The 20,552-nt window shown below is 74.3% G+C and carries 24 protein-coding genes; 12 read left to right on the top strand and 12 right to left on the bottom strand.

The annotated features are described in order from the left end of the window. Positions 1 to 15: 15 nt before the first annotated feature. Positions 16 to 960 carry an AurF N-oxygenase family protein gene (locus OU787_RS31270; RefSeq protein ID WP_081967057.1) on the bottom strand — a complete coding sequence of 315 codons (945 nt, stop codon included), beginning with the start codon at positions 958 to 960 and terminating at the stop codon, positions 16 to 18. Between the two features lie 144 nt (positions 961 to 1,104). Here OU787_RS31270 and OU787_RS31275 point away from each other — a divergent pair, with 144 nt between their 5' ends. Beyond that, a complete protein-coding gene (locus tag OU787_RS31275; RefSeq protein WP_030461585.1) occupies positions 1,105 to 2,109 on the top strand; it encodes a PHP domain-containing protein in 1,005 nt (334 codons plus the stop codon). 33 nt (positions 2,110 to 2,142) lie between these two features. Further along, positions 2,143 to 2,817, top strand: a complete 675-nt coding sequence (locus tag OU787_RS31280) for a VOC family protein (RefSeq protein ID WP_030461586.1) — start codon at positions 2,143 to 2,145, stop codon at positions 2,815 to 2,817. Between the two features lie 7 nt (positions 2,818 to 2,824). Here OU787_RS31280 and OU787_RS31285 read toward each other — a convergent pair whose 3' ends face one another. Then, positions 2,825 to 3,625: a tyrosine-protein phosphatase gene (locus OU787_RS31285; protein ID WP_030461587.1), complete on the bottom strand. Its 801-nt coding sequence runs from the start codon at positions 3,623 to 3,625 to the stop codon at positions 2,825 to 2,827. Positions 3,626 to 3,878: 253 nt separating this feature from the next. Between OU787_RS31285 and OU787_RS31290 the strand changes: the two genes are divergently transcribed. Both OU787_RS31290 and OU787_RS31295 read left to right on the top strand, forming a co-directional pair. Next, on the top strand, positions 3,879 to 4,445 hold the full coding sequence (locus OU787_RS31290) for a DJ-1/PfpI family protein (RefSeq protein WP_030461588.1): 567 nt from the start codon (positions 3,879 to 3,881) through the stop codon (positions 4,443 to 4,445). Between the two features lie 53 nt (positions 4,446 to 4,498). After that, entirely contained in the window at positions 4,499 to 5,098 is a 600-nt protein-coding gene (locus tag OU787_RS31295) for a TIGR03086 family metal-binding protein (RefSeq protein WP_030461589.1), read from the top strand. Between the two features lie 11 nt (positions 5,099 to 5,109). Here OU787_RS31295 and OU787_RS31300 read toward each other — a convergent pair whose 3' ends face one another. Then, positions 5,110 to 5,688 (bottom strand): TetR/AcrR family transcriptional regulator, encoded by a 579-nt coding sequence (locus OU787_RS31300; protein ID WP_030461590.1) that lies wholly within the window; start codon positions 5,686 to 5,688, stop codon positions 5,110 to 5,112. Between the two features lie 441 nt (positions 5,689 to 6,129). On the opposite strand from OU787_RS31300, the gene OU787_RS31305 reads away from it, so the two are divergent. Next, a complete protein-coding gene (locus OU787_RS31305) occupies positions 6,130 to 7,581 on the top strand; it encodes an MFS transporter (RefSeq protein WP_030461591.1) in 1,452 nt (483 codons plus the stop codon). 195 nt (positions 7,582 to 7,776) lie between these two features. On the opposite strand, the gene OU787_RS31310 is transcribed toward OU787_RS31305, so the two are convergent. Together OU787_RS31310 and OU787_RS31315 are read right to left on the bottom strand one after the other, a co-directional pair. Continuing rightward, positions 7,777 to 9,363 (bottom strand): glycoside hydrolase family 53 protein, encoded by a 1,587-nt coding sequence (locus OU787_RS31310; RefSeq protein ID WP_051817206.1) that lies wholly within the window; start codon positions 9,361 to 9,363, stop codon positions 7,777 to 7,779. Between the two features lie 191 nt (positions 9,364 to 9,554). Further along, positions 9,555 to 9,944, bottom strand: a complete 390-nt coding sequence (locus OU787_RS31315) for an SCO5389 family protein (protein ID WP_030461593.1) — start codon at positions 9,942 to 9,944, stop codon at positions 9,555 to 9,557. 181 nt (positions 9,945 to 10,125) lie between these two features. On the opposite strand from OU787_RS31315, the gene OU787_RS31320 reads away from it, so the two are divergent. After that, positions 10,126 to 10,395 carry a DUF2630 family protein gene (locus tag OU787_RS31320; protein WP_030461594.1) on the top strand — a complete coding sequence of 90 codons (270 nt, stop codon included), beginning with the start codon at positions 10,126 to 10,128 and terminating at the stop codon, positions 10,393 to 10,395. Between the two features lie 37 nt (positions 10,396 to 10,432). Here OU787_RS31320 and OU787_RS31325 read toward each other — a convergent pair whose 3' ends face one another. Further along, on the bottom strand, positions 10,433 to 10,912 hold the full coding sequence (locus tag OU787_RS31325; protein ID WP_030461595.1) for a MarR family winged helix-turn-helix transcriptional regulator: 480 nt from the start codon (positions 10,910 to 10,912) through the stop codon (positions 10,433 to 10,435). Positions 10,913 to 11,115: 203 nt separating this feature from the next. Here OU787_RS31325 and OU787_RS31330 point away from each other — a divergent pair, with 203 nt between their 5' ends. Further along, complete coding sequence (locus OU787_RS31330; RefSeq protein WP_268661369.1) at positions 11,116 to 11,526, top strand: organic hydroperoxide resistance protein; 411 nt, start codon at positions 11,116 to 11,118, stop codon at positions 11,524 to 11,526. 139 nt (positions 11,527 to 11,665) lie between these two features. On the opposite strand, the gene OU787_RS31335 is transcribed toward OU787_RS31330, so the two are convergent. Beyond that, the gene (locus tag OU787_RS31335) at positions 11,666 to 12,448 is read right to left on the bottom strand and encodes an SGNH/GDSL hydrolase family protein (RefSeq protein WP_268661370.1); all 783 of its coding nucleotides are present in this window, start codon (positions 12,446 to 12,448) and stop codon (positions 11,666 to 11,668) included. Between the two features lie 150 nt (positions 12,449 to 12,598). Here OU787_RS31335 and OU787_RS31340 point away from each other — a divergent pair, with 150 nt between their 5' ends. Further along, positions 12,599 to 12,766 (top strand): DUF6126 family protein, encoded by a 168-nt coding sequence (locus tag OU787_RS31340; RefSeq protein WP_157852431.1) that lies wholly within the window; start codon positions 12,599 to 12,601, stop codon positions 12,764 to 12,766. Positions 12,767 to 12,829: 63 nt separating this feature from the next. Here the strand turns inward: OU787_RS31340 and OU787_RS31345 are convergent, their stop codons facing one another. Continuing rightward, the gene (locus OU787_RS31345) at positions 12,830 to 13,150 is read right to left on the bottom strand and encodes a MazG-like family protein (RefSeq protein ID WP_030461598.1); all 321 of its coding nucleotides are present in this window, start codon (positions 13,148 to 13,150) and stop codon (positions 12,830 to 12,832) included. Between the two features lie 117 nt (positions 13,151 to 13,267). After that, entirely contained in the window at positions 13,268 to 13,630 is a 363-nt protein-coding gene (locus OU787_RS31350; protein WP_030461599.1) for a UBP-type zinc finger domain-containing protein, read from the bottom strand. Positions 13,631 to 13,898: 268 nt separating this feature from the next. Here OU787_RS31350 and OU787_RS31355 point away from each other — a divergent pair, with 268 nt between their 5' ends. Together OU787_RS31355 and OU787_RS31360 are read left to right on the top strand one after the other, a co-directional pair. Beyond that, positions 13,899 to 14,474, top strand: coding sequence for a TerD family protein (locus tag OU787_RS31355; RefSeq protein ID WP_030461600.1), 576 nt, complete (start codon positions 13,899 to 13,901; stop codon positions 14,472 to 14,474). A 186-nt stretch (positions 14,475 to 14,660) separates the two neighbouring features. Continuing rightward, entirely contained in the window at positions 14,661 to 15,656 is a 996-nt protein-coding gene (locus tag OU787_RS31360; protein ID WP_268661371.1) for an aldo/keto reductase, read from the top strand. A gap of 110 nt (positions 15,657 to 15,766) precedes the next feature. Here OU787_RS31360 and OU787_RS31365 read toward each other — a convergent pair whose 3' ends face one another. The 3 genes from OU787_RS31365 to OU787_RS31375 form a co-directional block, all read right to left on the bottom strand. Further along, a complete protein-coding gene (locus OU787_RS31365; RefSeq protein ID WP_030461602.1) occupies positions 15,767 to 15,997 on the bottom strand; it encodes a DUF6296 family protein in 231 nt (76 codons plus the stop codon). A 139-nt stretch (positions 15,998 to 16,136) separates the two neighbouring features. Continuing rightward, a complete protein-coding gene (locus tag OU787_RS31370) occupies positions 16,137 to 17,036 on the bottom strand; it encodes a hypothetical protein (RefSeq protein ID WP_268661372.1) in 900 nt (299 codons plus the stop codon). Continuing rightward, a complete protein-coding gene (locus OU787_RS31375) occupies positions 17,033 to 18,085 on the bottom strand; it encodes an SPFH domain-containing protein (protein ID WP_030461604.1) in 1,053 nt (350 codons plus the stop codon). Before OU787_RS31375 ends, OU787_RS31370 begins: the two co-directional genes overlap by 4 nt. Positions 18,086 to 18,570: 485 nt before the next feature. Between OU787_RS31375 and OU787_RS31380 the strand changes: the two genes are divergently transcribed. Beyond that, entirely contained in the window at positions 18,571 to 19,488 is a 918-nt protein-coding gene (locus OU787_RS31380; RefSeq protein ID WP_268661373.1) for an NHL repeat-containing protein, read from the top strand. A 33-nt stretch (positions 19,489 to 19,521) separates the two neighbouring features. Then, on the top strand, positions 19,522 to 20,502 hold the full coding sequence (locus OU787_RS31385; RefSeq protein WP_268661374.1) for a serine hydrolase: 981 nt from the start codon (positions 19,522 to 19,524) through the stop codon (positions 20,500 to 20,502). Positions 20,503 to 20,552 lie beyond the last annotated feature (50 nt).

Consider the following 20,552-nt stretch of genomic DNA (forward strand, 5'->3'; position numbering starts at 1 on the left):
GGGCAGTCGGCCCGGTCAGGGCAGCAGCGCGCCGCGCTGCCAGGGGCGGGCGGTGGCCGGGGTGACGACGCCCAGGTCGGTGAAGAACTCCATCGCCTTGCGGGCCCAGTCGATCCGGGCCTGTCGCCAGTGCGGGTTGGCCGCGGCGGCCCGGCGGGCCTCGGCCGGGTCGAGCCCGGCCAGCGCGTACACCCGCGGGTGCACGATCTCGGCCACCGACTGCCGGGCCAGCAGCGCCAGCGCCCGCCGGAACACCGCCCGCCGGGCCGGGGTCATCGCCGCCCAGCGCCGCTCCAGCTCCGGCTTGGCGTAGCCGATGTGCCGGGCCTCCTCGACCACGTGGATCCGGGCCACCGAGCGGGCCAGCGGCTGCAGCGACTCGTCGCGGATCATCTCGCGCTGCATCGCGTCGGTGAACTCCTCGACGAAGATCGCCCCGGCGAAGGTCATGGTGGTGTCGTTGAGCAGGAAGTGCAGCTTGCCGAGGCGGTCCGCGCGCCGGGTCGGCCGGGCCGACGGGTAGCCGGTGGCGGTGATGTAGCGGGCGAACATGGTGGAGTGCCGGCACTCGTCGGCGACCTCGGTCAGCGCGTACTGCGCGTGCCCGGTGGTCAGGTCGCCCGCGTAGACGTGCCGGATCAGGCCCTCCATCAGCACCAGTTCGAACCAGATCCCGGCGGCCGTGGTGGAGGCGAACTGGTGCACGCTCAGCTGCGCCCGCTGCCGCTCGTCCAGCCGCTCCCACAGCGGGGTGCCGTAGAGCGCGACGCGGTGGGCGGGCAGCGCGTAGTGGTCCGGGTCGACGGGGGCGGACCAGTCGATCTCGGTGAGCGGGTCGTGGGAGTGCTTGGCGGAGGCCCGCAGCAGGCGGGCGGCGTTGAGCTCGCGGTCGGCGTTGCGCTGCCGGGCGAGGGTCAGGGGGGCGGCGGGGCTCTGCGGCGGGACGGCGGTGTCGGACACGGGCGGGCTCCGGAGGGTGGGGTGCGGCGGGGGCTCCGGGACGAGTAAACCAATGAGACAGAGTGTCAACAAGGGGTCGGGGCAGATCAGCGGCGACGGACCCGTCCGCGTGCGACCCCGTCCGGCCCCGCGCAGACTGGCCGCATGGACCCGGTCACCGCCCTGGAGCGCATCGCCTTCCTGCTGGAGCGCGAACTGGCCTCCCCCCACCGGACCAAGGCGTTCCGCGCCGCCGCCGAGGCCGCCGCCGCGCTGCCCCCCGGACCGGTCTCCGCCGCCCAGGCCGAACGCCTCCCCGGCGTCGGCCCCGTCACCGCCCGGGTGATCGCCGACGCCACCGCCGGCCGCACCCCCCAGTACCTGCTGGAGACCGAGGCCCGCGCCGCCGCCGGACCGGCCCCCTCCGCCGCCGCGCTCCGGCTGCGCGAGAAGCTCCAGGGCGACTGCCACCTGCACTCCGACTGGTCCGACGGCACCGTCCCGGTCGAACGGATGGCCCGCACCGCCCGCTCCCTCGGCCACCACTGGGCCGTCCTCACCGACCACTCGCCCCGCCTCACCGTCGCCCACGGTCTCAGCGCGGAGCGCCTGCGCGAACAGCTCGACCTGGTCGAGGAGCTCAACGGCCGGCTCGCCCCGTTCCGGCTGCTCACCGGCATCGAGTGCGACGTCCTCCCCGACGGCGGGCTCGACCAGGACGAGGACCTGCTCGGCCGCCTCGACGTGGTGGTCGCCTCGGTCCACTCCGAGCTGCGGATGGAACCCGACGCGATGACCCACCGCCTGCTCGCCGCCGTCCGCAACCCGCTGGTCGACGTCCTGGGCCACTGCACCGGCCGGCGGCTCGGCGACGAGCCCCGCCCGCCGTCCGCGTTCGACGCCGAGGCCGTCTTCACCGCCTGCCGCGAGCACGACACCGCGGTCGAGATCAACTGCCGCCCCGACCGCCAGGACCCGCCCGACGACCTGCTCGCCCTCGCCGCCGACCTGGGCTGCCTGTTCGCCGTCGACACTGACGCGCACGCGCCCGGCCAGCTGGACCGGCAGATCGACGGCTGCGAACGGGCCGCGGAACTCGGCCTGGACGCGGAGCGGGTGATCACGGCGTGGTCGGTGGACCACCTGCTGGCCTGGGCGGGGGCGCGCTGAGGGGGTGTCAGCGCCGATCGGTACCCTGCCCGGATGACTGACGTTCAGGGTGCGGTGAGGATCAGGCCGGCGGCGTTCCACGCGGCGGGCGGGACCGGGGACTGGCGGGTGCTGGGGGAGGGGGCGTGCGCGTTCTTCCGGACCGGGTCGTTCGGGGCCGGCGCGCAGCTGGTCGGCGCGATCGGGGCGGCCCTCGCGGGCGTCGGCGAGGCGGACGTCGACCTGCGGCCGGAGGGCGTGACGGTCCGGCTGATCGAGGCGGGCGAGGAGTACTACGGCCTGACGGAACGCCACGTCGAGCTGGCCCGCCTGGTGTCCGGCGTCGCCCGGGAGCTCGGCGCGGTCGCCGAGCCGGCGGCCGTGCAGACCGTCCAGGTCACGGTCGACGCGCTGGAGCTGCCCGCCGTGGTCGCGTTCTGGCGGGCGCTGCTCGGCTACCGGGACCGCTCCGGCAGCCCGGAGGACCTGCTCGACCCGGCCCGCCGCGGCGCGCCGTTCTACTTCCAGCAGATGGACGGGCCCCGCCCGCAGCGCAACCGGGTGCACGTGGACGTCTGGGTGCCGCACGACCTCGCCGAGGCCCGGATCGCCGCCGCGATCGCGGCCGGCGGCCGCCTGGTGACCGACGAGCACGCGCCGAACCACTGGGTGCTGGCCGACCCGGAGGGCAACGAGGCGTGCGTCGGGGCCGCGGGCGCGGCCGGCTGACGGACGCTCAGGCGGCCTCGACCAGGCGCTCGCGCAGCCCGGCCAGGGTGTCGTCCTTCAGGCCGAGGCCGGCCCGGGCGTAGCTCTCGGCGTCGCCCCAGTACTCGGCCAGGGCGTCCAGCGCGGCCGCCAGGTACTCGGCCCGGACGGAGAACACGGCGTCCGCGACCTCCGGGTCGCCGCCCGCCGCGAGGAAGCGCTCCACCAGCGGGGCGTAGTGCGCCCGCACCGCCGGGTCGACGGACAGGTACTCGGTGCGGACGGTCTCCTCGTCCGCGCCGAGCAGCAGCAGGACCAGGGTGGCGCCCCAACCGGTGCGGTCCTTGCCCGCGGTGCAGTGGAACAGCACCGGGCCGCCGCCCCGGTGGGCCAGCGCGGTGATCAGCTGCTTGTACGCCTGCCGGGCGGAGGCCGAGGTGACGAACGCCCGGTAGTCCTCGCGCAGCGCGTCCGCCGCCCGGCCGCCGCCGAGCATCCGGTTCGCGCCGGACGGGTCGGCCAGCGCCGCCGCCAGGGCCGCCGCCGCGCCGCTGCCCGCCCCGTCGGCGAGCACGTCCGCGACCAGCAGGTGCGCGCCGCCGGGGACGCGGTCGGGGAAGGCGGCGCGTTCGGCGGCGGTGCGCAGGTCGATGACGGTGCGCACGCCCAGCGCGTCGAACATCGGGTCGGCGGCCGGGTCGAGCCGGTCCAACTGGCCCGAGCGCAGCGCCAGTCCGGGCCGGACCCGGGCGCCGCCGGGCAGATCGATGCCGCCGAGGTCGCGCAGGTTGGCGACGGTGGCGGAGTCCACGAGGTGCGAGTGCTGCATGACGGCCTCCCTGCCGACGGTCCCGGGGGAAACGGGCGGACCTTGCCAGCACGCTAGGCGCGCCCCGGGCGGGTCGCCCCCGGAGTACCCCCGCCCGGGCGGACGGCTGCGGCGCCCGGGGGAGCGCACGACCGGCGCGCCGTGCCGCGCGCGCCCCGTTGATTGACGCGCCGTCAGCGGGCAGGGTGTGGGCAGCGCCCGGCCCCGCCGGGGCCGGACGGCGGCAGGCGCGAGGAAGGGACGGAACCCCCGGATGGCAGCGAGGATCCTGATCATCACCGGTGACGCGGCGGAGTCGCTGGAGGTGTTCTACCCCTACCAGCGGCTGCTGGAGGAGGGCTACCAGGTCGACATCGCCGCGCCGACCAGGAAGACCCTGCAGTTCGTGGTGCACGACTTCGTCCCGGGCTACGACACGTACACCGAGAAGCCCGGCTACACCTGGCCCGCGGACCTGGCGTTCGCGGACGTCGACCCGGCGCAGTACGCGGCGCTGGTGCTGCCCGGCGGCCGGGCGCCCGAGTACCTGCGCAACGACCCGGAGGTGCAGCGGATCGTCGCCGCGTTCTTCGAGGCGGACAAGCCGCTGGCGCAGATCTGCCACGGCCCGCTGATCCCGCTGCGGACCGGCGCGCTGGCCGGGCGCCGCACCGCCGCGTACCCGGCGCTGGAGCCGGACGTGGCGGCGGGCGGCGCGGACTTCGTGGACGGCGGCGCGGTGGTCGACGGCACCGTGGTCTCCGCCCGGGCCTGGCCGGACCACCCGACCTGGATGCGGGCGTTCGTCGAGCTGCTGCGCGAGAAGGCCCCGGTCGAGTAGCCGCCCGGGGTGTCGGCTTGCCCGCCCGCCCGGGGCGGGCAAGCGTGGACCCCATGGCAGCTCACCTCGACGGACCGGACCTGCTCGCACTGCACGGCCGGGCCCTGGACCACTTCGGCGCACTGGTCCGCGCCGTCCCCGCCGACGGCTGGCGGGGGCCCACCCCGTGCACCGACTGGACGGTGCGGCAGCTGGTCGGCCACCTGACGGCCGAACAGCTGTGGGTGCCCGACCTGCTGGCCGGGGCCACCGTCGCCGAGATCGGCGACCGCCACGACGGCGACGTGCTCGGCGACGACCCGCTCGCCGCCTGGACGGCCGCCGCCGGGGCGGCCCGGGCCGCGTTCGCCGAGCCGGGCGCGCTGAAGCGCACCGTGCAGCTCTCGTACGGCGCGCGGCGGGCCGCCGGGTACGCCCGGGAGATGACGGTGGACGCGATCGTGCACGGCTGGGACCTGGCCCGGGGGATCGGCGCCGACGACCGGATCGACCCGGCCGCCGCCGAGTTCGCACTGGCCGAACTCGCCCCGCAGGCGGACTCGTTGGCCGCCTCCGGGCTGTTCGCCGACCCGGTGCCGGTACCGGCCGGCGCGGACGCCGCGACCCGGCTGCTGGGCCTGGTCGGCCGCGACCCGGCGCGCCCGCTGGGCTGAGCCGGGCCGGGTCAGCGGCGGGTGCGCACCCCGTCCAGCGCGATGGCGAGGACCCGGTCGCGCTGGCCCTCCTCCGGGAAGGCCACCGAGGTGATGCCGGAGACCATCCGCAGCAGGTCCTCGATGCTCATGTCGGTGCGGGCCTCCCCGGCCCGCTGGGCGCGCTCCAGCAGCGGGGTGCCGCCGGAGTACATGGACTGCAGGCAGGCCAGGAAGATGTCCGACTCCTCGCCCGCCATGGCCTCGCGGATCGCGCGCTTGGTGGTCGCGTAGTCGACGAAGCGGCGCAGCCAGGTGGTCAGCGCCTCCCACGGCGGCAGGTCGGAGACCTGCTCGGCGACCCGGACGAGGTCGTCGACCTCGGCGGCGTACACCGCCTCGAACAGGTGCCGGCGGGTGGGGAAGTTGCGGTAGAGGGTGCCGATGCCGACGCCGGCCCGCCGGGCGATGTCCTCCAGGGAGGCCTCGGCGCCGTGTTCGGCGAAGGCCTCGCGGGCGGCGGCGAGCAGCGCGTCGAAGTTGCGGGCGGCGTCCGCGCGGCGCGGGCGCTGGGCGGCGAGGAACTCGCTCACCACGATCTGATCCGGCACGGGGGACCTCGTTCTCGGCGCATCCGGACGGGCGGGGCGGTGGGGGTGCGGGCGGCCGGACGAACGGGGGTCGTTCGGGTGGTGTTCGGGTGGCGCCCGGGGGTTGTTCGGGGGGAATCGCGGAACCGGATTGAACCGGAGGCATGCCTCCGCTAATCTGGAGGCATGCCTCGACTTTAGCACCGGGGCCCGAACTTCGACCCGCCGCACACCGGCGGACCGGCCGCTTCGCCGTACCCGCCGCCCGCGCCACGACGCAGGGCGACCGTCCGGCCACCGCACGCGCACCACGCCCGTCCCCCTGCCCGCCCCGTCCACGCCCGGCCGCCCGGCCCGGCGGCGCCGACGCGCCGTTCGAGCCGCGTTCGACCGCTGCCTGCTCTTCTGCCGTGGCACGCACCCCGCTCCCCGCGTGCCCGCCCCGAGTCCCGAGAGGGTTCGATGAACCGCCAATCCCCCCGCCTGACCTTCGGCGTGCTCGCCGTCGGCGCCGGCGTGTACGCCCTGCTCCAGTCGCTGATCACGCCCGCCCTCCCGATCGTCCAGGAGGAGATGCACACCACGCAGTCCACCGTCACCTGGATCATGACGGCCTACCTGCTCTCCGCCTCCGTCTTCACCCCGATCCTCGGCCGGGTCGGCGACCTGGTCGGCAAGAAGCGCACCCTGGTCGCCGCCCTGGTCGCGCTGCTGGTCGGCTGCCTGGTCGCCGCCCTCGCGCCCAACATCACCGTGCTGATCGTCGCCCGGGTGATCCAGGGCATCGCCGGCGCGCTGTTCCCGCTCTCCTTCGGCATCATCCGCGACGAGTTCCCGCCCGGACGGGTCTCCGGCGGCATCAGCAACATGTCCGCGGTGATCGCCGTCGGCAGCGGCCTCGGCATGGTCCTGGCCGGGCCGATCGTCGGCGCCCTCGACTACCGCTGGCTGTTCTGGCTGCCCGTCATCGTGCTGGTCGGCACCATCGCGCTCGCCCACCGCTACGTCCCCGAGTCGCCGCACCGCAGCGAGGGCAGCGTCGACTGGTTCTCCTCCGTGCTGCTCTCCGGCTGGCTGGTCGCCCTGCTGCTGCCGGTCAGCCAGGCCTCCCAGTGGGGCTGGGGCTCGGCCAAGGTGCTCGGCCTGCTCGCCCTCGCCGTCCTGCTGTTCGCCGCCTGGACGGTCAACGAGTCCCGCTCCCGCAACCCGCTGATCGACCTGCGGGTGATGCGGCTGCCCGCCGTGTGGACCACCAACACCGCGGCCCTGCTGTTCGGCGGCGGCATGTACGCCGTGTGGGCCTTCCTCCCCGGCTTCGTGCAGATGCCGGCCAGCGCCGGCTACGGCTTCGGCTCCAGCGTCACCGGCGCCGGACTGCTCATGCTGCCGATGGTCGCCGCGATGTTCGTGGCCGGCGTGCTCGGCGGCCGGCTGGCCGGCCGCTTCCCCGCCAAGGCCCAGCTGGTCACCGGCGCGCTGCTCGGCTCGGCCGCCTGCGCGCTGCTCGCCGCCCGGCACGGCAGCCCCGCCGACGTCGCGCTCGCCGCGGGCGTCTTCGGCCTCGGCATCGGACTCGCCTTCGCCTCGATGAGCAACCTCATCGTGCAGGCCGTCCCCGCCGCCCAGACCGGCGCCGCCACCGGCATGAACGCCAACATCCGCACCATCGGCGGCTCGATGGGCGCCGCCCTGATGACCGGCCTGGTCACCGGCCACCTGCAGGCCGACGGCCGCCCCGCCGAGAGCGGCTACACCCAGGGCTTCGCCCTGCTCGCGGCGTTCTGCCTGGCCGCCGCGCTGGCCGCGGTGCTCGTCCCGGCCCGCCGGGCCGCCGCCCAGGCCGCCCCGGTGGAGGCCGCCGCCGCGGAGCGCACCGAGCTCGCCGCGGTGCGGGGCGAGGCGGTCGGCGGGTGAGCGCGGGCGGGTAGCGCAGGGGACCCGAACCGCGGGCCGGGCGGCCGGAGGTGACACCTCGTCACTCCTCCGGCCGCCCGGCCGCGCCGCGTCATCCCGTGCCGCGTCATCCCGTGCCGCGTCATCCCGTGCCGCGTCATCCCGTGCCGCGTCATCCCGTGCCGCGTCATCCCGTGCCGCGTCACCCCGTAGGGCTCACCGGTGCTTCAGCCAGCTCATGGCGCTGGTCGGCCGCCCGCTGTAGTCGAACAGCGCCTGGTTCTCCCACGCGTCCCCGGAGGTGGGATCGGCCGGGTCCCAGCCGTTGCCCGCCACGGCCGTCCAGGTCGGCTCCCAGTAGAAGACGCCCAGGCCCCGGCCGTTCGGCACCGCCTCCACCACGTTCATCACGTCCCGCAGGTTGGCGGCCTGCCCGGCCTGGGTGGCGGGGTAGCCGGCCACCAGCTGGGAGGAGGTGGCGATGTTGTTCTCCAGCGCGTCGCCGTTCGCCAGCGTGAAGGCGTACGCGGTCTCCGCGACGAACACCTGCTTGCCGTAGCGGGCCGCCACGTCGTCCAGGGTGGTCTGCAGGTCGCTCAGCGGGCCGTGCCAGTAGCCGTAGTACGAGAGCCCGATCAGGTCGAACGGCACCCCGTACGAGACCGCGTTGTCGAAGAACGCCCGGGCCCCGGCGTCGTCGCCGCCCTTCGCCAGGTGCAGCGCCACCTTGGTCGAGGAGCTGACCGCCTTCGCCGCGTTCGCGCCCTGGGCGAGCAGCGCCGCCAGGTCGGACCAGTGGGCGGTGGAGCCCTCGCTCCACAGGATGCCCGCGTTGATCTCGTTGCCGATCTGCACCATGTCGGCGGTGGTGCCCTGCGCCTTCAGCGCGTTCAGCACGTCGTAGGTGTGGTTGTAGACCGCCGACTTCAGCTGCGCCAGCGAGTAGCCGGACCAGGCGGCGGGCTTGGTCTGCTTGCCGGGGTCGGCCCAGCTGTCGGAGTAGTGGAAGTCGATCAGCAGGCCCATGCCGAGCGCCTTGGCACGCTTGGCCATCGCCAGGACCTTGGCCTTGTCGTTGTAGCCGTCGGCCGGGTTCACCCAGACCTTCAGGCGCACGTAGTTCGCGCCGCTGGAGTGCAGGATGTCCAGCGCGTCACCGGTGCTGCCGTCCGCCCGCCGGTAGACGCCGCCCTTGTCCTCGCTCTTCTTCAGCGTGGAGACGTCCACGCCGCGGGCCGCCACGCCGGTGCTGCCGGGGGCGAAGGACAGGTCGTCGACGTTGATCCAGTTCCCGGCGTTGGCGTCGGAGTCGATGCTGATCGTGCACTGGCCGCCGGTCACCTTGACCGAGGTGACCAGCCGGATCCAGGCGCCGTTCGGGGTCGGCGGCAGGTCGGTGCGCTGCTCGGCGGAGCCGCAGTTGCGCAGCGCCAGGTAGGCCGAGTTCTGCCCGCCGCTGGAGCGGACCCAGGCGGTCAGCGTGTAGCTGCCGTCGGCCAGCCCGGACAGGTACTGGTAGGTCTCGACCTTGTACGCGGCGGCCGCGTAGTGGGTGAGCCGGTAGGAGCCGCTGTGGCCGCCGGCCTCGGTGTACGAGGCGCCGTTCTGCCCGGCAGCCGAGTAGACGGACCAGCCGGCGGGGGTGGCCGTTCCGGTGCCGCCGGTCTCGAAGCCGGCGTTGGTGAGGGTACTGGCCGCCCGGGCCGCGGTGGGGAGGCCGGCGACCACGGAGGTGGCGAGCGGGAGCGCCGCCGCGGCGGTGACGAGCGCGCGCTTGAACGCCGGGGTGAATGCCTGGGGCATCGTCGTCCTTGGCAGGAGAGTGGGGGAGTGGTGGTGTGAACGTACACAGCGGTTGCCCGCCGTGTTTCGCCATAGATAACCCCAAGGTTCGGTGAAGCTGCAAGCAGTCGGCGCCATTTTCTTGTGAACGTTCACAACTCGCCGGGCGGGCGGGCGGTCGCGGGTCGGTCCGCGGCCGCCGGCCGACCGGTTCAGCAGTCGCGCAGCTCCGGCGACTGGTTCAGCAGCTGGGCCCGGGGCGAGGTGAACTCCCGGTAGGCGCCGGTGTGTTCGGCGTGCGGGTGGAAGGCCGCGAGGCGGTGGCAGTTCTGGAAGGCCAGCTTCACCGAGAAGTGCCGCTCCAGGGCGCCGCGGATCGAGTCGCTGGCCAGCGCGCGCAGCAGCTGGGCCCGCTCGGCCTCGCTCGGGGCCACCGTGTTGTCGGCGAACTCGGCGCCGCTGACCGCGAGTTCGGCTGTCAGGTCGTTGACCAGGCGGTAGGCGTAGGGCAGCGAGGTGCGGACGGTGGCGAGGAAGTCGGCGTCGGCGACCTCGTCGCGCTCGGCCAGGGCGAGCAGGGAGGGGGAGACGTCCAGCGACATGGCGGATTGGGCCTTCCGGGTTAGTGGTAGTGGAAGTCGTTTTCAGTAAGTGATCCTGTCGTCCGTCTGACGCCCTGTCAATTGCGCTCCCCCGTTCGGGGCGCCGCCCCCGCGCCGCCCCGCTCGCGGCCGCCCCGGGGCCTTCCTAGAGTGGAGGGCACACCACTGCGAGGAGGCCCCGATGGACGAGCAGCGCACCGAGGGCGGCACCGACCGCCGCATCCTGGAGCGGATCAGCGAGATGGTCGAGGCCGAGCGCGACCTGCGCGCCGCCCTCGCCGAGGGCCGGATCGACCAGCCCACCGAGCACCGCGAACTCAAGGACATCGAGGAGCAGCTCGACCAGTGCTGGGACCTGCTCCGCCAGCGCCGCGCCCGGGTCCGGGCGGGCGAGGACCCGGACGGGGCGAGCGTGCGCAGCATCGACGAGGTGGAGCGCTACGAGTCGTAGCGGCGGGGACGGGGCGGGGCGGCCGCCGGGGCGGGGGTCAGTCCTGGGCGGTGTCCAGGTTGGCGGTGACCCGGGTGAGCAGTTCGCGCAGGGTGCGCAGCTCGTCGAGCGGGAGGCCGGCGGCGGCCAGGATGCGGCGGGGGACGGCCGTGGCGCCCTCGCGCAGGGCGCGCCCGGCCGCGGTGGGGGTGACGATCACCGAGCGCTCGTCCTCGGGGCTGCGTTCGCGCGCCACCAGGCCGGCCGCCTCCAGGCGCTTGAGCAGCGGGGAGAGGGTGCCGGAGTCCAGCCGCAGGCGCTCGCCGAGCTGCTTGACCGGCAGTGACCCGTGCTCCCAGAGCACCAGCATCACCAGGTACTGCGGGTAGGTCAGCCCGAGGTCCTTGAGCGCGGTGCGGTAGACGCCGCCGAACGCCCGGGAGGCGGCGTTCAGCGAGAAGCAGATCTGCTGGTCGAGCAGCAGCAGGTCCGCGTCCTCGCCGCGGGGGGAGGGGGGGTTCTCGCCGTGCCAGGTCATGGATCCAGGGTAGCAAGCGGCCGATTCAGTTGTGCACAATTGAATTGTGTGCTGTAGTTATCGGCAGGACAGGGCGGACCGCGAAGCCCGGAACCGTACGGAGGCGCACCGCCGACGGGAACCGGACCGGCGGGCCGACGGGCGGGCACGCAGGACGAAGAAGCACGCAGGACGAAGAAGAAGACGAGAAGGAGAACACCCTCATGACCGCGCTCTACACCGCAGCAGCCACCGCGAACGGCCGCGAGGGTCGCGCCGTCACCTCGGACGGCCGGCTCGACCTCAAGCTCTCCCCGCCGCCCGCGCTCGGCGGCGACGGCGAGGGCACCAACCCCGAGCAGCTGTTCGCCGCGGGCTACGCGGCCTGCTTCGCCAGCGCGCTCGGCGTGGTCTCGCGGCAGCAGAAGGTCGACGTCTCGGAGGTGTCGGTGACCGCCGAGGTCACCATCGGCAAGGACGACAGCGGCTTCGGCCTCTCCGTCGTCCTGCGGGTCGAACTGCCCGAGTCGCTGGCCGGCGAGACCGGTGAGCTGTTGGTCAAGCAGGCCCACCAGGTCTGCCCGTACTCCAAGGCCACCGCCGGGAACATTCCGGTGGAGCTGGTCGTCGAATAAGGAAGAGGCAGGGGTCTCGTCCGGGGTCTGCGGGCCGCGTCCACGTGGGGGTGGAGCGGCCCGCAGCGCTGTCCGGGGACGGCCGGGGCGGGCGGGCGGTCCGGGGTCCCGGTTCGGGGGCCGGCCCCCGGCCCCTGGTTCAGAGCGGGAGCAGCTCCGGGCGCTTGGCCTCCACGTGGTCGCCGGAGGACTCGCCGCGCAGGCGGCGGCCCACCCACGGCAGCAGGAAGGTGCGGGCCCACTGCAGGTTCTCCCGGCGCTGGTCGGCCGGGGTGAGGACGGGCGCGGGCGGCCAGGCGGCCTCCGGGTCCGCCTCCACGGGCAGGCCGAGCGAGCGCGCCGCCAGCAGTGCCACCCGCTGGTGGCCCTCCGGCGAGAGGTGCAGCCGGTCCTCGGACCAGGCCCGCCGGTCGTGCACCGACCGCAGCGACCACAGGTCGGCCACCGCGAGGCCGTTGCGGTCGGCGATCGCCCGCAGGTGCGCGTTGTAGGTGGCGATCTTGCCGCGAAGGTGGCGCAGCACCGGGACGTTGCGGGTGTCGAAGCCGGTGCAGATCAGCACCGTCCCGGCGTTCTCGCGCAGTTCCAGGACGGCCGCCTCGAAGCGCCCGGCGATCAGGTCCGGGTCGCTGCCCGGGCGCAGGATGTCGTTGCCGCCCGCGCACAGGGTCACCAGGTCGGGCTGGAGCTGACGGACCTTCGGGACCTGCTCGGCGACGATCTGGTCCAGCAGGCGGCCGCGGACGGCGAGGTTGGCGTACCGGAAGTCGTGCTCGGCTCTGCCCGCGGCCAGCATCCCGGCCAGGCGGTCGGCCCAGCCGGCGTACTGGCCGTCGGGGCCGGGATCGTTGAGGCCCTCGGTGAAGCTGTCACCGAGGGCCGCGTAGGAACTGAGGTCGAGGGTCTCCTGGTAGTCGGCCATGCAGCAGATGTTTCACCTTGTGAAGTGACCTACGCCACCGTAGGTGCCCGGTGGCGGACCGTGATCTCCGCCACGGGCCCCGGGCCGGTACCCTGCAAGGGTTCCGGGCGGTGGACGGCCCGGTGGTGCGAGGCGGACAGGAGGACGGTCGTGAGCGGCAGCGCGGTGGACGGGAAGACGGCTGTGAGCAGCGACGCGGTGCGCGAGGAGAGCTCGCGCCGCAAGCAGATGCTGATCCGGGCGCTGATCTACATCGCCGGCACCCACCTGTTCGCCGGGTTCGTGATCCTGCTGTTCGCGGTCGGCGGCCGCCACTGACCCGACCGCCCGCCCAGTCGGATTCGAGCCGGGCTCAGGCTCCGGCCCGGCGTCGACGGGGGGCTACTGCTCGGGGAGGACCCGGCGGGCGACCTTGGCGAGGTGGGCGTCGAACGCGGCGGGCGGGTCCGGGTGGACCCGGACCAGGGCGACCAGGGCGGTGATCACCACGTCGCACAGTTCGTCCGCGACGTCGTCCCAGCTGTGCGAGAAGCCCTTGCGCGGGTTCTGGCCGAGCGCGCCGATCACCGCCTCGGCCACCTCGCCGGCCTCCTCGCCGAGCTTGAGGCACTGCAACACCCGCTGCATCTCCGGGGGTTGGGTGCTGCCCTCGGCCAGCCAGTCGGCCAGCCGCCGCACCGTCTCCCACTGCCGCTCGTCCATGGCACCCCGCCGATCGCTCCGCTTGTACCGTTCCACTGCCGTCCGCGCGGGCGGGCCTGGCGGGCCCGCCCGCGCGGCGCATCGGCAACGACCGTACCGGCAGGGGCTGACCGGGCGTCAGCGCAGGCGCTGCTGCCAGTCGATCGGGACGTGGCCGGCCGGGCCGGGGGCGGGCTGGGTGACCGGGTGGGCGGTCGGGCCGGCCAGTGGCGGGCCCTCGTAGAACTGCTCGGTCTCGGTGTTCCAGAACCAGTCCTCGCCGGGCTCGAAGCTGGTGAGGAACGGGTGGCCGGCCGAGCGGGCGTGCGCGGTGGCGTGCTGGGACGGGGAGGAGTCGCAGCAGCCGATGTGCCCGCAGGCGGTGCACCTGCGCAGGTGGAACCACCAGCCCTGGCCCTCGCCGGCCAGGCACTCCACGCAGCCGTCGCCGCTCGGCGGGACGCTGGGGTCGATACCGGGGATCGTCGTGTCGTCGCTCATCGTGGCACCTCCTCGGCCAGGGTATGCCCGGGGCGCCGGACCCGCGGCGGAAGCGGATCCGGCGCGGCGGGATGACGCGGTGGGATGACGCGGCGCCTCCGGGGGAAGGGGACGGGTGGGATCGTGGTGCGGAGGCGGATTCCGTACTGATCTACAGTGCTGTAGATTCAACTGGGGCCCGGGCCCGATCGAGGGGCCGGGCGACGGCCGCCGCGCCGAACCGGCCGAACTGCCGGGCCCGGTACGGGGAAACCACAGGAGGGCACACATGGGAGTCTCGCTCGCCAAGGGCGGAAACGTCTCGCTGACGAAGGAGGCCCCGGGGCTCACCAACGTCATCGTCGGCCTGGGCTGGGACGTCCGGGCCACCACGGGCGCCGACTTCGACCTGGACGCCAGCGCGCTGCTGTGCAGCGAGGCCGGCCGGGTGCTCAGCGACCAGCACTTCGTCTTCTACAACAACCTGCGCAGCCCCGAGGGCTCGGTCGAGCACAGCGGCGACAACCTCACCGGCGGCGGTGGCGGCGACGACGAGCAGATCAAGGTTGACCTGACGGCCGTTCCGCCGCAGGTCGCCAAGGTGGTCTTCCCGGTCTCCATCTACGACGCGGAGAACCGGCACCAGAGCTTCGGCCAGGTCCGCAACGCGTTCATCCGGGTCCTCAACGAGGCCGACGGCAGCGAGGTCGCCCGCTACGACCTCTCCGAGGACGCCTCGACCGAGACCGCGATGGTCTTCGGCGAGCTCTACCGCTACGGCAGCGAGTGGAAGTTCCGCGCGATCGGCCAGGGTTACGCCTCCGGCCTGCGCGGCATCGCGCTCGACTACGGCGTCAACGTCTGACCGCGCCGCGTCCTCGCACGGGCCGTTCCGCCGCCTCCGGGCAGCGGGGCGGCCCGCGCCGTTCGCGCCGGGACGGGCTGTTCGCGCCGGGACGGGCTGTTCGCGTCGGGACGGGCGGGGCGCGGGTGCGGGGCGGAGGGAGTGTCGGCGTTCGAACGGTGTGCCGGGGTGTGGCAGGCTCGGCGCATGGAACAGCGTGTACTTGGCAGGACCGGACGTCCGGTCTCGGTGATCGGTCTCGGAACGTGGCAGCTCGGCGCGGACTGGGGCGTGGTGCTGGAGGACGACGCGCTCGCGGTGCTGAACGCCGCGGCGGACGCCGGGGTGACGTTCTTCGACACCGCGGACGTCTACGGCGACGGCCGCAGCGAGCAGTTGATCGGACGTTTCCTGAAGAGCCGCCAGAGCGGCGGCGACGGTGACGGCCTGGTGGTCGCCACCAAGCTCGGCCGCCGGATGCCGCAGCTGCCGGAGAACTACACCCTCGCCAACTTCCGCGAGTGGACCGACCGTTCGCGCCGCAACCTGGGCGTCGAGCGGCTCGACCTGGTGCAGCTGCACTGCCCGCCGACCTCCGTCTACTCCAGCGACGAGGTGTTCGACGGGCTCGACACCCTGGTCGAGGAGGGCCGCACCGCCGCGTACGGCGTCAGCGTGGAGACCTGCGAGGAGGCGCTGACCGCGATCGCCCGGCCCGGCGTCGCCAGCGTGCAGATCATCCTCAACCCGTTCCGGCTCAAGCCGCTCGACCAGGTGCTGCCCGCCGCCGAGAAGGCCGGCGTCGGCATCATCGCCCGGGTGCCGCTGGCCTCCGGCCTGCTGTCCGGCAAGTACACCAAGGACACCCTGTTCAGTGCGGACGACCACCGCACCTACAACCGGGACGGCTCGGCGTTCGACCAGGGCGAGACCTTCTCCGGCATCGACTTCGAGACCGGCGTGGAGGCCGCCGACGAGTTCGCCCGGCTCGCCCCGCCCGGGGCCAGCCCGGCGCAGACCGCGCTGCGCTGGATCGTCCAGCAGCCCGGCGTCACCACCGTCATCCCCGGCGCCCGCACCCCCGAGCAGGCCCTCGGCAACGCCGAGACGATGGCGCTGCCGCCGCTGTCGCCGCAGACCCTGCAGGCCGTCCGGGACCTGTACGACCGGCGGCTGCGGGCGAAGATCCACTCGCGCTGGTGACCTGAGGCCGGGGACCCGGGCGGGTGCTCTGCGCCTGTCCGGGGGATCCGGTCCGGGGGAGCCGGTTCGGGGGAGCCGGCAGGGGGTCCCGCTGGGGCGGGGGCTCCGGTTCAGGGCAGGGGTTCGGCCTGCAGCGGGGTGCGCGGATCCTGGTGGCCGCCGGTGGCCAGCATCCGGACCTCGCCCTGGTCGCTGATCTCGGCCTGCACGATGCCGGACGGGTCCGCGTACACCGGGTGGCCGCCCGGGCCGCGGGTGCCCGTCGCCTCGACCACCACCACGTCCTGCTCGGCGTGGCCGCCGGTCTCCCCTGGGAACGTGAGTGCGAATCGTCGAGTCATGACCGGCCTTCTTCCCGTTGGCGTCGTTCCATCGTAGGCAGGCGCCGGGCGGGCGGTCACGGGCAGGCGGCGCGGCGGGGGCGGTGCCGGGGCGGTGTCCGGGCGGCGTCGGCGTGGCGCCGGGGTGGCGTCGGGGTGATCAGGTCAGCAGGTGGAGGCGTTGGGCGGCCGGGCCGATCCGGACGGTCTGGCCCCAGGTGAGGTGCAGGGCGTCGGCTTCGATTCCGTCGCCGAAGGCCACCAGGAGCTCCGATTCGACGGTCAGGGTGAGCTGCTGGCCGGCGTCCAGTAGGCCCTCGACGCGGGAGGTGCCGGTCACCGGGGAGGGCCAGGCCTCGCGGACGAACCAGGACAGCCGGGGCGCGGTCGGGCCGGGCAGGTCCAGGTGGCTGGAGCGCTCCAGCCAGGCCGAGCGGCACCAGCCGGTGGCGCCGGTGCCGGTGCCGACCAGGACGCCCGAGGACGCCTGGGCCTCGGGGTCGCCGCCCGGCGCCGCCAGCCGGTAGCGGGCGGTCTGGTGGCCCGGCTGGCCGAGGTAGACCTCGTTCAGGGCGAGCAGCCGCTGGGTGTCGTCCGCGACCGCCTCCACCATCGTGCGCAGCTCCAGCCGCCGCTCCACGCCCGGCAGGACGGCTGCCCGCAGCAGCGCCCCGGCCTGGTCGGCGCGGTGCCGGACCAGGACGCCCGCGTTGCGGCCCGGCTCGGCGTCGATGCCGATCACCGGCTGGCCGGACAGGTACTTGGCGGCGTTCGCCACCAGACCGTCCTGGCCGACCACCACGACCACGTCCTCCGGGCCGAACAGGAACCGGTCCAGGTCGGAGCGCTCCACCCGGGTCTGCCGCCAGTCCAGCGGCACCGCCGCCGACACCTCGGCGAGCGCGTTGCGGGCCAGGTGGTGGCGCTGCTCGGCCTCGGCCGGCGAGCGGCCGCGCCGGGCCAGGAAGAACTCGGCCTGGCCGCGGGTGCCGTGCCGGGCGATCAGCTCCTCGTACTCGGTGCGCCGGTGGACCAGCACCACGCGCGGGGCGAGGCTCACCGGCCGTTCTCCTCGGGGGAGTTGGGCGCGGCCAGGCGGGTGAGCAGACCGGTCAGGACGTCCGGGGTGAGGGTGATGCTGTCGATCCGCGGCAGGTGCTCGGCCAGTCGGATCAGCGCGAGGGCCTGCAGCACCTCGGGGCCGGCCTGCTGGTGCGCGGCCAGCCAGGCGGCCTCCGCGGCGGCCTTGGCCTCGCCCAACATGCGGGCCGCCTCGGCCTGTTGGGCCGCCAGCGTGCCCGCGGCCTCGGCCTCCGCGACCGCCAGCCTGGTCCGGCGGACCGCCTCCGCGTCCGTGCGGATCGCGTCCGCGGCGGCCTTCTGCTCGGCCTCGCGGCGTGCGTTGGTGCCCTGCTGCTCGACCAACTCCTCCTCGCGGCGGGCCAGTTCGATCCGGCTGGCGAGCTCGTTCTCGGCGATGGTGCGCTCCCGCTCGACCGCGACGGCGCGCCGCTCGTACGTCGCCCGGTCGGCCTCCTGCTGGACCTGCTCGCGGGCCGGGGTGCGCAGCGCCCGTTCCATCTCGGCCTCCGGCCGGACGGCGGTGACGCGCACCGCGAGCACCGTCAACCCGATCTCGGACAGCCGGGGTTCGGCGGCCAGGCCCGCCGAGATCCGCTCGCGGACGGCCGTGACGCCGTCGACCAGGGTGTCGGCCAGCGGGGTCCGGGCGATCAGCTGGAGTGCGTGCTGCTGGGCGGTCTCGGTCAGCAGGGTGCCGAGCTGGGCGAGCGGTTCGGCGCGCCAGCTGCCGGTGTCCGGGTCGATGCCGAAGTCGAGGCGGGTGGCGGCGGTGGCCGGGTCGCTGATCCGGTAGGTCACGGTGGCCTGCACCGCGAGGTCCTGGAAGTCCGAGGTGCGGGCGTGGAACATCATCGCCAACTCGCGGTCGTCGGCCGGGACTTCGGAGATCGCGGCGGTGAGCGGCCGGAACCAGAAGGCCAGTCCGGTGCCCTCGTGGGCGAGCCGGCCGTCGCGCAGGTGGCGGATGTGGCTGGTGGGGGTGGAGCGCAGGTGGCGGAAGCCGAAGCGGCGGGTGATGTCGGCCATGGGGATCGGTGCCCTTTCTTTTCGTCGCACTGACGATAAATGGTGGTGCTGCTTGTCGTCAATACGACGAAAAGGGGGTGCGGGGTTGCCGGCGCGCAGTTCGTCGGCCGGGGTCCGTCGGTGGTGGTCCGTCGGTCGGGGCCCGTGGGCGGTGGTTCGTCGGCGGTGGTCTGTCGGTGGTGGTTCGTCCACTCTCCGCCGGTTGTTCGCCCGTCCGGGCGGCCTTGCGAGACCCGGCGGCCCGGGTCGCCGACCGGGTACGGTCGGCGGCCTATGGTGCTGATCGGGCGGGCCGGGCCTCGCCGCCCCGGCCTCCGGCCCCGTGGCTCGACCGCCTCCCGAAAGGGCTGATCGTGAAACCGTCCTGCACCTCCTGCCGCCTCGCCGCTGCCGCTGCCGCTGCCGCTGCCGCTGCCGCTGCCGCCGCCGCCGCCCCGGATCGGGACGGGCGGGCTCGGTGGCAAGTCCCTTGGCGGGGGCGGCTGTTGGCCGCGTCGACCGCGGGGTTCCTGGCGGCCTCCGCGCTGGCCGTGACGGCCCCCGCCGCCTCGGCCGCCGCCACGTGGGGCGGAGTGCCGGGACTCGACACGGGCGGCGCGGTGTACGTCGCGGACACCTACAACGACCGGGTCGTCAGGGCGGACGGGCCGGGAGGCCGCGAACAGGCGGTCGTCGCCCGGGACTTGGACCTGCCGAACGGGGTGGCGGTCGGCGCCACGGGCGACGTGTACATCGCCGACAGCCGCCACGACCGCGTCCTGAAGGTGTCCGCCGTCACCGGGTGGCGCACCGTCGTGCGCCCGGACCTGGAACTGAACTCCCCCTACGGCGTCGCGGTCGACGGCGCGGGGACCCTCTACATCGCCGACACGGACAACCGGCGGGTGCTGAGGATCCCCGCCGACGGCGGCGCCCCGACGACCGTCGGCAGCGGTCTGGGCAACCCGACGGGGGTGGCGCTGGACGCGGCGGGCAACGTGTACATCGCCGATCCCTACAACAACCGGGTGGTCGAGGTCCCGGCCGACGGCGGCCCGCAGAGCGACGTGCCGGTGCAGGTCGCGGACCCCACCAACCTGGCGTTCAACGGCGCCGGCGACATGTTCGTCGCGGACCCCTACAACAACCGGGTGGTGGAACTGCCGCACGACGGCGGGCCGCAGACCACGGTCGGGGAAGGACTGGACTTCCCCACCGGCGTGGCCGCGGACGCGCAGGGCAACGTGTACATCGCCGACTTCAACAACAGCCGGGTGGTCAGGGTGCCGGCCGGCGGCGGGCCGCAGACCACGGTCGGCGACCACCTCGGCCACCCGTACTCGGTGGCCGTGCCGCCGCTGCCTCCGTTTGCGGCTGCTGCTGCTCGGGATGGCGGTGCTGTCGCCGTCCGGCACTCGTCGTAGCCCGTCCCGGAAGATTCAGGAGCCCCTCGCACCATGGCAGTTCACCACCGCACCGGCCCGCGCCCCACGAGGTTCGCCGGGGCGCTCGCGGCCACCGCCCTCGCCGTCGGCCTCGTCCCGGCTCCCGCACTGGCGGCCGCCGCCCCGGGCGTCGACCAGCCGGCGTACTGCTCCTCCGCGACCCACCCCGAGCTGGCCGACCGGCTGTCCCGCGACATCGCCGACGCCGTCCGCGGGCGGCAGTCTACGCCGGCCCTCGCCGTGCGCGACCTCGGCACCGGCCTGTCCTGCTTCCTCGATCCCGCACGGCACTTCGACTCGGCGAGCATCGTCAAGGCCACCATCATGGGCGCGGTGCTGAGGATCGCCCAGGACGAGAACCGGCCGCTGACCCCGTTCGAGGAGGAGAACCTGCGGCCGATGATCACCCGGTCCGACAACGACGCCGCCGTCCGGCTGTGGAAGTACGTCGGCCCGGCCCGCATGCAGACCTTCCTCGACCTCGCGGGCATGCACGACACGGTCCTGTCGGCGGACGGCTTCGGGCTCACCCAGGTCACCGCCGGCGACGAGCTGAAACAACTGGACGTCTACACCGTCAACCCCGACGTCCTCACCCCCGAACACCGGTCCTACGGCCTGCAGTTGATGGCCGAGGTCGAGCCGGACCAGCGCTGGGGCACCCCCTTCGGCGCCCCGCCCGACGTCACGACGCACGTCAAGAACGGCTGGCTGCAACGCGCCACCCACGGCTGGCGCGTGCACAGCCTCGGCATCTTCACCGGCCCCGATCGGCTCTACCAGATCGCCGTCCTCACCGACGACGACCCCACCGAGTCCTACGGCATCGGCACCATCCAGCGCATCTCCCAGCAGATCCACCGGGATCTCGCCGACCTCGCCGACCGTGCCGAGGAGGGCCGCACCAGGGTTGCCCCCGGCACCCCCGGTACCCCCGACCTCACCGCGCCGGAGATCGGTGACGGCTCCGTTCCCGCTGTCCGGGAGCGGTGAGGGGCTCGGGGGAGCCTTGGTGCGGCTCTGCTGGGAGGGGAATTGACGGC

This window comes from Kitasatospora sp. YST-16 (genome assembly GCF_026802215.1).
In the GTDB taxonomy this organism is placed as follows: Bacteria; Actinomycetota; Actinomycetes; order Streptomycetales; family Streptomycetaceae; genus Kitasatospora; species Kitasatospora cineracea.